The organism is Desulfoluna sp. CLI2B (assembly GCF_056847375.1).
The window spans coordinates 5,553,863-5,567,676 of record NZ_CP186557.1 but is presented as its reverse complement, the minus strand read 5'-3'; the positions used below and the strand labels follow the sequence as shown (position 1 = coordinate 5,567,676).

The 13,814-nt window shown below is 60.6% G+C and carries 11 protein-coding genes; 7 read left to right on the top strand and 4 right to left on the bottom strand.

Annotated features, from left to right (window positions below; genetic code table 11):
* The first annotated feature begins 389 nt into the window (after positions 1–389).
* The 6 genes from ACOYW2_RS25885 (at position 390) to ACOYW2_RS25860 (ending at position 7,214) form a co-directional block, all read left to right on the top strand.
* Positions 390–824, top strand: a complete 435-nt coding sequence (locus tag ACOYW2_RS25885; RefSeq protein ID WP_482768439.1) for a hypothetical protein — start codon at positions 390–392, stop codon at positions 822–824.
* Between the two features lie 163 nt (positions 825–987).
* Positions 988–2,115, top strand: coding sequence for a sodium ion-translocating decarboxylase subunit beta (locus ACOYW2_RS25880; RefSeq protein ID WP_180138428.1), 1,128 nt, complete (start codon positions 988–990; stop codon positions 2,113–2,115).
* Between the two features lie 220 nt (positions 2,116–2,335).
* The gene (locus ACOYW2_RS25875) at positions 2,336–3,889 is read left to right on the top strand and encodes an acyl-CoA carboxylase subunit beta (protein ID WP_482418663.1); all 1,554 of its coding nucleotides are present in this window, start codon (positions 2,336–2,338) and stop codon (positions 3,887–3,889) included.
* Between the two features lie 9 nt (positions 3,890–3,898).
* Positions 3,899–4,099: a hypothetical protein gene (locus ACOYW2_RS25870; protein WP_180138425.1), complete on the top strand. Its 201-nt coding sequence runs from the start codon at positions 3,899–3,901 to the stop codon at positions 4,097–4,099.
* Between the two features lie 154 nt (positions 4,100–4,253).
* Positions 4,254–6,209: a biotin/lipoyl-containing protein gene (locus tag ACOYW2_RS25865; RefSeq protein ID WP_482768438.1), complete on the top strand. Its 1,956-nt coding sequence runs from the start codon at positions 4,254–4,256 to the stop codon at positions 6,207–6,209.
* Between the two features lie 861 nt (positions 6,210–7,070).
* Positions 7,071–7,214, top strand: a complete 144-nt coding sequence (locus tag ACOYW2_RS25860) for a hypothetical protein (protein ID WP_482768437.1) — start codon at positions 7,071–7,073, stop codon at positions 7,212–7,214.
* Positions 7,215–7,330: 116 nt separating this feature from the next.
* Here ACOYW2_RS25860 and ACOYW2_RS25855 read toward each other — a convergent pair whose 3' ends face one another.
* The 4 genes from ACOYW2_RS25855 to ACOYW2_RS25840 all read right to left on the bottom strand — a co-directional run bounded on the left by ACOYW2_RS25855 (position 7,331) and on the right by ACOYW2_RS25840 (position 11,050).
* Positions 7,331–8,158, bottom strand: a complete 828-nt coding sequence (locus ACOYW2_RS25855) for a methylenetetrahydrofolate reductase (RefSeq protein WP_482768436.1) — start codon at positions 8,156–8,158, stop codon at positions 7,331–7,333.
* 69 nt (positions 8,159–8,227) lie between these two features.
* On the bottom strand, positions 8,228–8,401 hold the full coding sequence (locus tag ACOYW2_RS25850) for a hypothetical protein (protein WP_482420576.1): 174 nt from the start codon (positions 8,399–8,401) through the stop codon (positions 8,228–8,230).
* A gap of 11 nt (positions 8,402–8,412) precedes the next feature.
* The gene (locus ACOYW2_RS25845) at positions 8,413–10,047 is read right to left on the bottom strand and encodes a long-chain-fatty-acid--CoA ligase (protein ID WP_482768435.1); all 1,635 of its coding nucleotides are present in this window, start codon (positions 10,045–10,047) and stop codon (positions 8,413–8,415) included.
* Between the two features lie 220 nt (positions 10,048–10,267).
* Entirely contained in the window at positions 10,268–11,050 is a 783-nt protein-coding gene (locus tag ACOYW2_RS25840; RefSeq protein ID WP_482768434.1) for an acyl-[acyl-carrier-protein] thioesterase, read from the bottom strand.
* Positions 11,051–11,573: 523 nt separating this feature from the next.
* Here ACOYW2_RS25840 and ACOYW2_RS25835 point away from each other — a divergent pair.
* Entirely contained in the window at positions 11,574–13,292 is a 1,719-nt protein-coding gene (locus tag ACOYW2_RS25835; RefSeq protein ID WP_482768433.1) for a SulP family inorganic anion transporter, read from the top strand.
* Positions 13,293–13,814 lie beyond the last annotated feature (522 nt).

Genomic DNA, 13,814 nt, shown 5'->3' with positions numbered 1-13,814 from the left:
CAGCCACTGCGACTATTCTTCACACCCCTCCTCAGACTCCGGCCCTTTCCCCTGCCCGGCATGAACACGATCTGGTTTTGCGTCTCAAGAAACGTATAACCCTTGCACCTCTCCGACCCGATTCCCGTCGAGCCATTTTTTTATTGTGCCCGGATTTACATTGGCACGTAATATGCTTACTTTTACCTGTGACCTCACAAAAGGCCTGATCACCTCCAGGATAACGGACGGACCCCCTCAATGATACATCACAGATACAGGATGTTACCCCAGCGAGAGACCCGCCACGAGGCATAGGCCCCTGGAATCCACGCATCAACACCCGATGCACATCATGTGCTCTCATATGCATGAGGCGCCTCGGGACCAACATTTTCGGAGAGTAACAGATGCAGATTGCGACACTTATTGAACAGGTTTCTGCACACAACGGCTGGAACATGGCCCTGGCAGGCATCATTATCGTCTTTTCCTGTCTCGTCATCCTGGCCCTGGCCATTTCCCGCATCCATAAAATTCTTGAGTTTATCGAGAACCGGGACCAATTGCGCCTCAACATACGTCAATTCTTTGTGGGCCGCGAAAAAGAGAAACAGGTGGCGTCCCTCCTGACCCCCAGCCTGGAGCTGGAGGCGGCCCGCTACAAGCGTCTCACCCCCTTCTTAGGGGAGAGCTTCAGCCTCAAAGGGCTCATCCGTTTTGCCGAAGGCCGGGGCATCACCAACCCGCCCCCGGAAAAGATGGTTCGCCAGTTCCTTGAGGTGGGCCTGCTGAAAAAAGAGGTGCGCAACCTCTTTACCTGGGAAGAATCTGCGGCCAAGTAGCCCGGGCCACTGAAGGGCCCTTTGCCCGCACCGCCCGACCCGAGACCAATCCCGCAACGCACGGCCCCTGCCGGTCGCCGTTGCTAAAAAGCGAAGGATGAGAACGCGCCCGCCGACCGTCACGTTCAGGCGATCCGCCGCCTCATGAAGACATAGACAACTTATGGAAGATCTGTTTTTACAGTTTTTAAACAACACCGGGTTCGCCCTGGTGGACTACCGCCAGATCATCATGCTCTGCGTGGGCTCCCTCTTTATTTACCTCGGCATCGCCAAGCACTACGAGCCCCTGCTCCTGGTGCCCATCGGTTTCGGGATCCTCATGGGCAACATCCCCGTCATCCACGGTATGGGGCTCAGTATCTACGAAGAGGGCAGTGTCCTCAGCTACCTCTACTACGGGGTAACCAAGGGCATCTACCCGCCCCTGATCTTCATGGGCATCGGCGCCATGACCGACTTTTCCACCATGCTGGCCCGGCCCTCCCTCATGCTGCTGGGAGCCGCGGCCCAGGCGGGTATCTTCATCACCTTCCTGGGAGCCCTCATGCTCGGGTTCGGTCCCGGTGAGGCCGCTTCCATCGGCATCATCGGCGGTGCGGACGGCCCCACGGCCATCTTCCTCACCTCCAAGCTGGCGCCCAAGCTCATCGGCCCCATTGCCATCGCGGCCTACTCCTACATGGCCCTGGTTCCGGTGATCCAGCCCCCCATCATGAAGCTCCTCACCACCAAGAAGGAACGCCTCGTGAAGATGCGGGAGCCCCGAAAGGTCTCCAAAAAAGAGCGCATCATCTTTCCCATTGTCGGACTGATCTTAAGCTGCCTGCTGGCACCGGCCGCCCTGCCCCTTCTGGGCATGCTCTTCCTCGGGAACCTCCTGAAGGAGGCCACCGTCACCGAGCGCCTGGCCGAAGCCGCACGCAACACCGTCATCGACACGGTGACCATCCTGTTGGGTATCACCGTGGGCGCGAGCACCCAGGGGGACATCTTCCTCACCAAAGAGTCCATCGGCATCTTTGTTCTGGGGGCCCTCTCCTTTGGCGTTGCCACGGCCTGCGGCCTGCTCTTTGCCAAGGGCATGAACCTCTTCCTCAAAGAGAAGATCAACCCCCTCATCGGCGCTGCCGGTGTCTCGGCTGTGCCTGACTCAGCCCGGGTGGTCCACACCGTGGCCCAGCAGGAGGACCCCACGAACTTTCTCCTCATGCACGCCATGGCCCCCAACATCTCCGGGGTTATCGGCTCTGCCATCGGCGCAGGGGTTCTCTGGAGTTTTCTCAGTTAAAATAAAGCCCCCGGCGATCCTGCCGGGGGCTAAGCTTTTCCCCCATCTCTAACAGGGTTTGACACACAGGTTTTTGCAGGCGGCGCAGGCCGGCCTGCCTTCTGTTGGCTAACCACGGCTTTCGGCCCAGTTGAGCAAGTAAACCAGTTTACAGGGAGCTTTGTATTGACACAAGCGGCCCGCCGAAGGCCTACCGCAAGGAGCGAAAAGACGTTCTATTATGAAAAAAGTCAGCGATAAAATCCTCGATCTGAAACAACGAAAGCACCTCATCATGCAAATGGGGGGCAAAAAAGCGGTGGAAGCCCACAAAGCCAAGGGCAAATTCACAGCCCGAGAACGGTTGGACCTCTTTTTCGACCGGAACACCTTCCGTGAGGTGGACATGTTCGCCACCCACCGCTGCACCAACTACGGCATGGAGGAAGTGTCCATCGCCAGCGACGGCGTGGTCTGCGGCTACGGCCTGGTGGACGGTCGCCCGGTCTACGCCTATGCCCAGGACTTCACCTCCCGGGCGGGAAGCTTAGGGGAAGTCCAGGCCCGGAAGATCTGCAAGGTCATGGACATGGCCATGAAATCCGGGGTGCCCATTGTGGGTATCAACGACTCGGGCGGTGCCCGCATCCAGGAGGGCATCGACGCCCTGGCCGGTTTCGGGGAGATCTTCTTCCGAAACTCTGCCGCCTCAGGGGTCATCCCCCAGATCTCAGCCATCATGGGCCCCTCCGCGGGCGGCGCAGTCTACTCCCCTGCCATGACCGACTTCATCTTCATGGTGAAAAAAACCAGCCACATGTTCATCACCGGACCCGAAGTGATCAAGTCGGTCACCGGGGAAGACGTGGACTTCGAAACCCTGGGCGGAGCCGACACACACGCCACCAAGAGCGGGGTGTGTCACTTTGCCTGCGAAGACGAAACCGAGGCCATCAGCGACATCCGAAAGCTCCTCTCCTACCTGCCGTCCAACAACATGGAGGATCCCCCCCTGATCAAGGGCGAGGACTCCGGGCGCCGCTACATTCCCGAGCTGGACACCATCATCCCGGATTCGCCCTCGGCTCCCTACGACATGCGCGCGGTGATCCGCCACCTCGTGGACGACGGCTCCATCTTCGAGCCCCACATGACCTACGCCCCCAACATCATCACCTGCTTTGCGCGCTTAGGGGGACGAAGCATCGGCATCATCGCCAGCCAGCCCAACGTTCTGGCCGGCTGCCTGGATATCAACGCATCGGACAAAGCGGCCCGGTTTATCCGGTTCTGCGATGCCTTCAACATTCCCATCCTCACCATTGCCGACGTTCCCGGATTTCTCCCGGGCACCCAGCAGGAGTGGGGAGGCATCATCCGCCACGGCGCCAAGATGCTCTGGAGCTACGCCGAAGCCACCGTGCCCAAGCTCCTGCTCATCACCCGGAAAGACTACGGGGGTGCCTACATCGCCATGAGCTCCAAGCACCTGGGCACAGACTTCGCCTTTGCCTGGCCCTCGGCAGAGATCGCGGTCATGGGCGCCGAAGGCGCGGCCAACATCATCCACCGCCGGGAGATCAAGGACGCCCTGGATCCTGATGAAAAGCGCCGGGAGAAGGTGGAAGAGTATCAGGAGCTCTTTTCAAACCCGTACGTGGCAGCCCAGCGGGGCTATGTGGACTCGGTCATCGTCCCCTCGGAGAGCCGGGTACGGCTCATGGAGGCCCTGGAGATCTGCTCCACCAAACGTGAGATGCGGCCGCCCAAAAAACACGGCAACATCCCCCTTTAAGGAGCTGTCATGGAGACCCACGCACGAAAGCAACTCGAACTCAGGAAAAAAGCGGCCATCAGCGCTGTCCTCACCCTTTTGGCCACCGAACAGGCAGAGGAGACCGAGCCCGTCGTGGCTGAGCGGTCCAATGCCTGGGGCCTTTCCGGGCGCAGCCAGAGCATGGAGCTGAGAAACCTCATGCAGCTGCGTTCCCTGGGGCGCAGGTAAACGGTGGCCCCGTCACCGTGAGGCAGAACCCAACACCCACTCGTCACGCGGGCCCCGTCCGCCAGTGATATAAGGCCGGACCCTTCGCGAACCCTAGCGCCGGAAGACCCACACGTCATGGCGCAGGAGGAACCACAGGAGCACAACGATAAATATGAGCCAATCAACCATTCGAATATACGACACCTCGTTCACCGCCGGACAGGAGAGCCTCCTCTCCGGCCTCATGCGCACGTCTGAGATGGAACGCATTGCCCCCTTTCTCAACCGAGCCGGTCTCTACGCCGTGGAGGCAACCCGGGGGTTCTCCTTCAAACACACCCTGGCCGAACTCAACGAGAACCCCTTCGGCCGCATCCGGGCCATCAAACGGGCCATGGACGACACCCCCGTTGCCATGACCCTTTCCGCCCTTCACATGGCCGGGCGATCCGCCGCCCCTCTGGACCTGATGAAGGCCTTCCTGGGCAGCGCCTTTGAAGCCGGGGTCTCCATTTTCCGCATCTTCGATCCGGTGAACGACCTGAGGAACCTTTCCGCGCCCCTGGAAACCGTTAAGGAGCTGGGAGCCACGGCCGTTGCCGCCATCCTCATCCCCACCTCGGGAAAGCGCACCCCCTTTGACGAGATCGCCCAGATCGCCGTCCGCATCCAGGCGCTCGGCGCCGATGCCGTCTGCCTCATGGACACCGAAGGCTTCCTCTGCCCGGACAGCACCAGAAAGCTGGTGAGCCGTGTCAACGAAGCGGTCTCCATCCCCGTGCACCTCTCCATCGCCAACACCGCCATGTGCGGCACGGCCGCGGCCCACGCCGCCTTTGAGGCCGGGGCAGCCGTTGTGGAAGCCGCCCTCTCCCCCTTTGCCGACGGCGGGGTCACCATCCCCTCCGAAGGCCTCATCAACTCGCTCAACATGGCCCGCGAAGGCGCCCTGGAGCCCCTGTGCGAAGCCGCCGCCCTCTTTGAAGAGGAGATCCGCCCCCGGCACCTGAGCACCCTGATGAAGCGTTCCAACCTCCACCTGCGCAGCCTGGCCCTGAAATACCGCATCCCGGTGACCACCCTGCGCGTGGCCGTGAACCAGCTGGCCGAGATCGACAAATCCGATCTTATGGACAAGGTGGTGGCCGAGATCCTTGCCGTGCGAAACGACCTGGGCAACATCGCCCTGAAGTTCCCCCTGGATGAGATGGTGGTGACCCAGTCCATCAACAACGTGGTCTTCGACAACGTGGAAGCCCGCTACTCCATCGCCACCACAGCGGTGAAGGATCACTGCTACGGCATGAACGGCCGCCCGACCGCAGCCATTGACCCGGCCATCGTAAAAACCGTCCTGGAAGGCTACCCCAGGGGCGAGGCCCCCACCACCGAATTTCCCCCGGAGCTTCTCCCTGCCGCCCTCAAGGGTGAGGAAGGCCGCAACCCCCTGGCCAACGGCCTGGAGGACGAGGTGATCATGGCCCTCTTCCCCGTGGAAGGCAAACGCCACCTGGAGTGGCAGAAAGGGGTGAAGCGCGTTCCGGAAGGGGCCAAGTTCCTCTCCCTGGAAGAGGCCCTGGACCGCGCCGCCATCGCGGAAAAGATCCTCGACGGGGACATGGACGCCCTTGCCCGGAAGTCCAACGCCCCGGACCAGAGCCCCTATGCAAGGACCTTCAACGTCTTTGTGGGCGGTGACCACTTTGAAGTGGCCGTGGACGAGGTGGGAGGCCCAACCGTCCTGAGCCACGCCCCGGTGGCTGCCCCCGCGGCACCGGCCGCACCGGCCCCGGTTGCTCCGGCACCCGCCCCGGCCCAGCCTGCGGCTCCGGCCCCTGCACCCGCGCCCAAACCTGCGGCACCGGCCCCCAAGCCCGCCGCCCCCAAACCCTCTGCAGCACCTGCCGCAGGAGGAGGGGCCACCCTCACCGCCCCCATGCCCGGTGTGGTTCTCCGCTACGAGAAAAAGCCCGGTGACAAGGTGGAAAAAGGCGACGTGGTCGTGGTCCTGGAAGCCATGAAGATGGAGAACGTCCTCTCGGCTCCAGCCTCCGGCACCGTCGGGGACCTCCCCTGCCGTGAAGGAGACACCGTCTCCACCGGCGATGTCCTCTGCGTCATCGAGTAACCATCACCCGCAGCACACACGAAGCCCCCTGGCGCATGGCGCCAGGGCGTTGTTTGTACCCCGCCTCTTTCTTTGCCCAACCCGGATATTTGACGAGTCGAGTGCACCCATATTCAAGGCATCAGAGCTGCAGATGTAGTGGTTTACCTCAAAGCTCTGATAACGCAGAAGATGGGTGCACTCGGCTCGCCCGAAGGGTGAGAAAATCAAACAGCAAACGTCTATTTATATTTTGCACTTTCAAAATAGCTGACATTTTTATTCCAGCCATTCGAAATAATAGTGCTTTCCTTTTGGCTGGTTGCTTTCTCATGAAATATCCGGGCCAGGTGTCTCAATCATCTTTACTCCGCGAAGTGTACCCGTATATGGGTTTTCAAGACCGTTACGATTCTTCGGCGGTGCTCAAGCGCACCCTGCCCCATGGCCCTGATTTATCCCTCACCGGCTACACCATTCAACACCCTGAACTCACAGAACATTCGCCATTCATTTTCGCCTTTTTGCCGTACATGCCCGTCACCGGGTGCACACGCCATGGCCATACCTGCCCCAGGGGCATTTTTCTATCCAACTGATATCAATAGGTATTTCATTTTTGCGCATCCCTTGGCACGCCTTTTGACTCTATCCTTCCAACGAAAGCAAATGCTTATGGCCCCAACGCGGCGGCTTGCCGCATCCGGGACCGACATTCAACCAGAACCTACCTGGGCCAGATCTTCACAGCCCTGAGATCCGGAAGCCAAAGGCCCGGAAGGCGCGCCGGGCATGACAGCGTCCTGACCACGGCACGGAAGCTCACCCACAGACAAAGGAGGCACGCCAGTCACCATTGAAATCGGCAACACCGACCTGTCGGTGCTGAAGCAGTACCTCACCGACCTCAAAAAACGAAGCACCGTGCGAACCCATCGCAAGGCGCTCAAGAAGGTCAAGCATCAACTTGAGCGGATCTTCTCCACCAAGAACCCCACGCTCCCGGCCATCCCCTGGGGCTACTGATTCCACCCGGCCCGGGTGCGTTCCCACGTAAACAAAAAAGGCCCGGCACAAAACGGTATTTCCGTCTTTTGCCAGGCCTTCCCCCCACTCTCTGTACGTGAAACGCACCCGGGCCCTTACCCTGCGCCTTCCCCTTCCCTTGGCAACACCCCGTGCAGAATCTCAAAATGATCGAAGGGCGGCATGATGCACACGCCGTCATAGCATTTCCGGGCGGCGGCCAACAGGTCGCGGGCCAGGCGAATCCCCTCGGCCGTGGGGTTCCCGGCCGTTGCCATGGCGCTCCTCACCTCATCGGGCACCTCAATGCCCGAGACCTTGTGGTGAAGAAAGGCGGCATGGCGGAACGTTCGCAGGGGAAGGATTCCGAGCATGACTGGAATCCCCAGGGGGGTGAGGGCGCCTGCCAGGATCTCGGCATCCCCCGGGGTGTAGACGGGTTGCGTCACCACGAACTGTGCCCCGGCAGCAACCTTCTCCTTCAAGCGCTTGACCGCGATACCCAGGCGCAGCTCGTCGGTGAAGGGGTTCATCACCACCCCGACCTTTAACCCGGCCTGCCTGGCCATGCCGATGAGCTCCGTTAGGGAGATATCCCGAACCGAACTGGTCATGCCTTTTTCGGCCAGGGGCACAAAGTCCCCGGTCATGGCCAGCACCGTGGTAATGCCCAGGGCCTTTGCCCCCCAGAGGATCCCCTGGAGGCTCAACCGGTTGTGGTCCCGGGTGGTGACATGGAGGGTGGCGGGCCGCTTCAGTTCGTCCTGGAGGATCCGGCACAGGGAGAGGGCATCCATGCGGGGCTTGGCCACCGGATTGGTGGCCACGCTGAACCCGGTAAAGGAAAGGTCATTGATCCCCTCAAGGGCCGTAAGTAACGGTTCCACATCGGCCCCGGCCGGAGGCACCACCTCCACCACCACCTCAAACCTGTTGTGTGTCATGGGTCGGCTCCGTTTCGATCCTGTATGCGAGCCCTGCTCAGGCGGCAGGCGTCACCGAAAACCGACGGCTCAAAACCACCGCCGCCACTCCGGCCAGCCGAGTTCTTCCGCACAGGAGGGCTCCCGTGTGATGTCCTTTAAAAATGCCCAGGTCTCGCTCAGGTCCCGGATAAAACCCGGACCGGCTCCCCGGGGCTCCTGCTTCAACGGTTGAGACGTACGTGTCGACTTGTCCTGTTCCATGGCAAACCTCCTTATCGAAAGGCACTGCGCATGCTTTTTTTGTCCAGTTTCCCCACGCTGGTCTTGGGGATATCGTCTACAAACTCAAAGGCGTCTGGTACCCCGTATCGGGGGATGTCCCCCTTTTCCGCGGCACCCTGAAGATAGGCCTTCAGGTCTTCAGCTCCCACACTTCCCACGTACTCGGGCTTCAGGTGCACGATCATCATGGGCCTTTCTCCCCACGTTTCATGGGGCACCCCGATGGCCGCCGACTCCAGCACGGCCTCGTGGCGACTCAGGATGTTTTCCAGGTCCAGGGACGAGATCCACTCACCACCGCTTTTGATGACATCCTTCATGCGATCCGTGATCTGAATGTAGCCGTCCGGATCGATGATGCCCACGTCCCCGCTGTAAAGCCACCCGTCCCGCCACAGCTCGGTGCTTCGCTCCGCATCGGCCGCATAGCCCTGTGTCAGCCAGGGCGCCCGGAAAACCAGCTCCCCGGTGGAGACCCCGTCATGGGGCAGGAACCGGCCCACCTCGTCCACCACCTCCACCTCGGCAAGGGGAACCGGGCGCCCGGTTTTCACCACGGTCTCCATGAGCGCGTCGCGGTCCAAGCTCTCCCAGTCGGCCCCGGGCATGCCCAGGCTGATGAGGGGGCAGGTTTCGGACATGCCGAACCCCGCATACACCTTGATTCCGATCTTCCATGCATCTTCGGCCAGGCCCCTGGGGAGCCTCGCCCCGCCGATGATCACCTTCCAGCGGGACAGATCAAAGGAGGCCACCGCCGGGTTGGAGGTAATCATCTGAAGAATGGTGGGCACGCAGTGAGAGAAAGTCACCTTTTCGCCCACGATGAGCTTCAGGAGCATGGGCGGCTCGTACTTGCCGGGGTACACCTGCTTTACCCCCAGCAGGGTGGCCAGGTAGGGCATGCCCCAGGCATGGACATGGAACATGGGCGTCAGGGGCATGTACACGTCCCCGGAGCGAAAGCGCCCCACCGAGTCGAAGGCTCCCAGGGCCGCGGCACCGGCCAGGGTGTGGAGCACCAGCTGGCGGTGGGTAAACGACACCCCCTTGGGGTTGCCTGTGGTGCCCGTGGTGTAAAAGGTGGTGGCCACGGTACGCTCATCCAGGTCGGGAAACTCGTGGGCCGGGTCCCCGCCCCCAAGCACCCCCTCATAATCACCGGCAACGGGAAATGACGGGCTGACGCGGCTCTCCCCCTCCTGCATCAGCACCACGGACTCCACCGTCTCCAGGCGGGAGCGCATGGCCTCCACCAGGGGCAGAAAATCGGTGTTCACAAAAAGCACCCGGGCACGGGCGTGGTTCACCGTATAAACCATCTGCTCCAGGGAGAGGCGCCAGTTGACCATCTGCAGCGTGGCCCCGGTCATGGGCACGCCGAAAAAACATTCGAGGAACCGGTGGCTGTCATAATCCATCACCGCCACCACGTCTCCGGTCGAGACGCCCAGCTGCCCCAGGGCTGATCCCAGGCGACCGATACGCTGACGAAAATCCCGGTACGTGAACCGTACCTGGTCCCGATAGACAATTTCCTGCTCCGGTGAGTAAACAAGCGGCGTATTCAGAAGTTTCTTGAGAATAAGGGGGTAGTCATACGGCTCGCCGGGCTGATAGACCATGGATGATCCTCCTGTGCCTGGGGGTGCATGCTGCTGTTACGGAATCTGATGGGAGAGAAAAAGCCGAAAATCAATGAAAAGGAATGCCTTAATCATAGACAGAGAACATTGCGACTGTCAACCACCAGGTACAGTCATGACGTCACACGCAGAGGAGATATGGGAAAGCGACTCCCCCTGGACGGAGGTAACGAGCTTGTGATGCGCCGGGCCCGCCCGGCTAACAAAAGGACTGAAGCGCCTCCGGCATGTCAAAGGCTTCCATGGGCTGCCAGACGGTCCGCATGCGCATGAGCTCCCCTTCGCCGTTTTTGCCGGAGATGCGATGAAGAAACGCGTTATCGTCGGTTTCATCGACCTGGGCTTCGGAAACAACGCCCCGGCCGCGGGAGATCTCCCGGATAAAGCGCACCTCCAGCCGGGTGGGAAGGTGATGGCTGAGATAGGATTCAGGAAGGGCTTCCAGGGCCCAGCCGATGTAAATGGAGTTGTTCACGTGGCGGTTGAAATCAAGGTCTGAGATCCGCACACGGAAATCGGTGGTGTGCGCAGGCTCCTTGACCGGAAGGATCCGCTCAAAGCTGTCGGGGATGGCCCCGCCACCGGACAGCTGCTCAGGAGAGAGACACCGGCTCAGCCGTGTGGGTTTCCGGGTGGTGTAATCCATGATTACCCAGGCGCTGTTCACGGTGATGAGGGTCTCGCCCCAGGCATCCGTCACCCGGAACTCCCTTAAGTCGTAGAGGTCGTTCAAGGGCGACCGCCAGGAGGTGAGGGTCACCTCCTCGTTCCAGAAAGGATAGCGCGAAACCCGCACCTGATACTTCAGGAGCACCCAGGTACGGTTCTTGGCCAGAAGCTCTGCAGCGCTCATGCCCAGCTGGGAAGCATGCTCGCAACCGCCGTCCTGAAGCCAGTCAAAGAGGCTCTGCACCTTGAGCAGGGCCCGGGGGTCCACCTCGGAGAGCCTCACCTTCATTTTTCGTGAGAATATATCGGTCATGGCGTGTACGTTTCGATCCAGGGTTAAAGGTCAGCTCGCAGGCCGCATCAGGATTGAAATCGAACCGGACCGTCACTTTCCCGCCGTCCGTTTCGGGCGTCCCGCATCCGCCGTTTACCATACCCCATCTGCCTGAAGAATCAACAATAGTATGCCCCTTATTCCTCCTTGACATCACTGTGTGATGGCGTTACCGTAGCGGCGTCGTCTTGTTGGATACTTATTAAAATTCATAATTATCATAAGTATTTTTGATAGAACAAGCGGACCGCATCCCGCTGAACAACCCGGAGATATCACCCCATTCCGGGCCATGGCATGGTGCGCCCTCCCTTCGTATCAACCGCAACAAGCCCCATTCTAAAGGTTGTTATCCTTTGATTGGCCACGACCGAAGCAGCGCCCCGTCGCTGCCCGTGCCGCCCCATTGCCGCCTTGCCGTCACCGGCAACCCGACAGACCAATCAACCGATACGCATGACTCATAAAAAACTGGTGATTGTCTTCCTCAAGGAGTTGTCAGATGTTTTCGCTTTTTGTTCCGGAATCGGTGCGTGCGTTCAAGGAGGGGATCTCAAAAAAGATCCTCGTCAGTGACGTCATGGCCGGTGTCATCGTAGGTATCGTGGCCCTGCCCCTGGCCATTGCCTTTGCCATTGCCTCGGGGGTCAAGCCCGAACAGGGAATCTTCACGGCGGTTGTGGCCGGCTTTATCATCTCCTGTTTCGGAGGAAGCCGGGTCCAGATCGGCGGCCCAACCGGGGCCTTTATCATCGTGGTCTTCGACATCGTGGCCCAGTACGGCTACGAAGGCCTGGCCGTGGCCACCATGATGGCCGGGGTCATGCTCCTTATCATGGGTTTCTCCAAGCTGGGGGCCACCATCCGGTTTATCCCCTACCCCATGACCGTGGGCTTTACCAGCGGCATTGCCCTCATCATCTTCACCACCCAGATCCCGGACTTTTTCGGGCTCACCCTGGCAAACACCCCGGGTGATTTCATCGGCAAGATCGGCGCCTATATAGCGGGCATGGACACCCTGAACCTCCAGGCCCTGGCCGTGGGGGCCGTGACCCTTGCCATCCTGCTCCTCTGGCCCAAGGTCACCCGAAAAGTGCCCGGCTCCGTGGTGGCCATCATCGCCACCACCGTCCTCACCGCCCTTCTCGGCCTCGACGTGGAGACCATCGGGAGCCGTTTCGGCAGCGTGCCCTCCTGCCTGCCCTCCCCGTCCATCCCCGAGGTCAACTGGGAGATGATCAAGCAGCTCAGCTCTCCGGCCTTTACCATCGCCATGCTCGCCGCCATCGAGTCCCTTCTTTCAGCCGTGGTGGCCGACGGGATGATCGGCAAACGCCACAACGCCAACATGGAGCTGGTGGCCCAGGGCCTTGCCAACTTCGTGGTTCCCCTCTTCGGCGGCATCCCCGCCACCGGAGCCATCGCGCGAACCGCCACCAACATCAAAAGCGGCGGCACCACACCGGTTGCAGGCATGGTCCATGCCGTGACCCTGCTTCTCATCCTGCTCTTCTTCGGCAAATGGGCGGTGCTCATCCCCATGGCCACCCTGTCGGCAATCCTCATGATGGTGGCCTACCACATGAGCGAGTGGCGCTTCTTCGTCAAACTCCTCAAGAGCCCGCCCTCGGACATCGCCGTCATGCTGGTGACCTTCGGCCTCACCGTCTTCGTGGACCTCACCGTGGCCATCGAGGTGGGTGTGGTCATGGCTTCCCTGCTCTTCATGAACCGCATGGCCAACCTCACCCGCATCAAACGCCGCACCGACGACTTTGAAAACGACCCCCACGCCCTGGCCTGCCGCAAGGTGCCCCGCCGCGTGGAGATCTTCGAGATCAACGGCCCCTTCTTCTTCGGGGCGGCCAACCGCTTCAAGGACACCCTGCGGGTGGTGCGTGAAAAACCCCAGGTGCTTATCCTGCGATGCCGCCACATCCTCATGATGGACGCCACCGCCTTAAGGGCCCTGGAAGAGATGGTGGACGAGGCCAAGCGGGAAAAAACCCTGCTCATCCTCTCCGGCGTCCACGCCCAGCCCCTCATCTGCCTGGAGCAGTCGGGCCTCTACTACAAAATCGGCGAGGACAACGTCTACACCAACATCGACGACGCCTTAAACGGCGCACGGCGGTTCCTCGGCCTCGAAGAGATCCCCCGCCCCGTCCCCTTTGTCCCCACCGTCAGCCGGGAGATCGGGGCCGTGGAAGGACAGTAAAACGTAAACGCCTCCGGCGGCCAAGGGCTGAGCCCTTGGAACCCAAGTTCGCGAATGCTCCAGCCCTCGTTCCTCGGGCTGTCACATTCGCTGACGGGCTGCGCCCGTAACAGAAGCCGGAGCGTATAGCTCGCCTTCGTTGACGATTAACCAAAACAGGCCGTGGGCGATCCATTCGGATCACCCACGGCCTGTTTTGGTATACAGAGAACGCCAGCCCCCACCCCGCAGGTGACATGTGCTCCCCTCCCATTACCAGGTGATACCCTCGATTTTTCGGATGAATTTGGTATACGCGATGCGTTCGTTCTGGTGCATGGAATGCACCCTACGGAGCAGGGTACTTCCAATCGTTCTGCTCCATTTCCGACAGCGTCAGAGTGAACCCGACATTTGATGGACATGCGAAGCTTATGAAAATGCCTGCGTAGCCACCAGCCTTGATGGCGGGCGCAGCCCGCGGCGAACGCCCTTGCGCTTTTTCCTGAGGTACGAAGGAAAAAGCGCAAGGGCAATCAGCTT

Bases quoted from the DNA above. Each gene is read 5' to 3' on its own strand.
- ACOYW2_RS25870 (WP_180138425.1), top strand. From the start codon at position 3,899: ATGGAGACCCACGCACGAAAGCAACTCGAACTCAGGAAAAAAGCGGCC.
- ACOYW2_RS25840 (WP_482768434.1), bottom strand. From the start codon at position 11,050: ATGACCGATATATTCTCACGAAAAATGAAGGTGAGGCTCTCCGAGGTG.
- ACOYW2_RS25845 (WP_482768435.1), bottom strand. From the start codon at position 10,047: ATGGTCTATCAGCCCGGCGAGCCGTATGACTACCCCCTTATTCTCAAG.
- ACOYW2_RS25850 (WP_482420576.1), bottom strand. From the start codon at position 8,401: ATGGAACAGGACAAGTCGACACGTACGTCTCAACCGTTGAAGCAGGAG.
- ACOYW2_RS25880 (WP_180138428.1), top strand. From the start codon at position 988: ATGGAAGATCTGTTTTTACAGTTTTTAAACAACACCGGGTTCGCCCTG.
- ACOYW2_RS25865 (WP_482768438.1), top strand. From the start codon at position 4,254: ATGAGCCAATCAACCATTCGAATATACGACACCTCGTTCACCGCCGGA.
- ACOYW2_RS25885 (WP_482768439.1), top strand. From the start codon at position 390: ATGCAGATTGCGACACTTATTGAACAGGTTTCTGCACACAACGGCTGG.
- ACOYW2_RS25855 (WP_482768436.1), bottom strand. From the start codon at position 8,158: ATGACACACAACAGGTTTGAGGTGGTGGTGGAGGTGGTGCCTCCGGCC.
- ACOYW2_RS25875 (WP_482418663.1), top strand. From the start codon at position 2,336: ATGAAAAAAGTCAGCGATAAAATCCTCGATCTGAAACAACGAAAGCAC.
- ACOYW2_RS25835 (WP_482768433.1), top strand. From the start codon at position 11,574: ATGTTTTCGCTTTTTGTTCCGGAATCGGTGCGTGCGTTCAAGGAGGGG.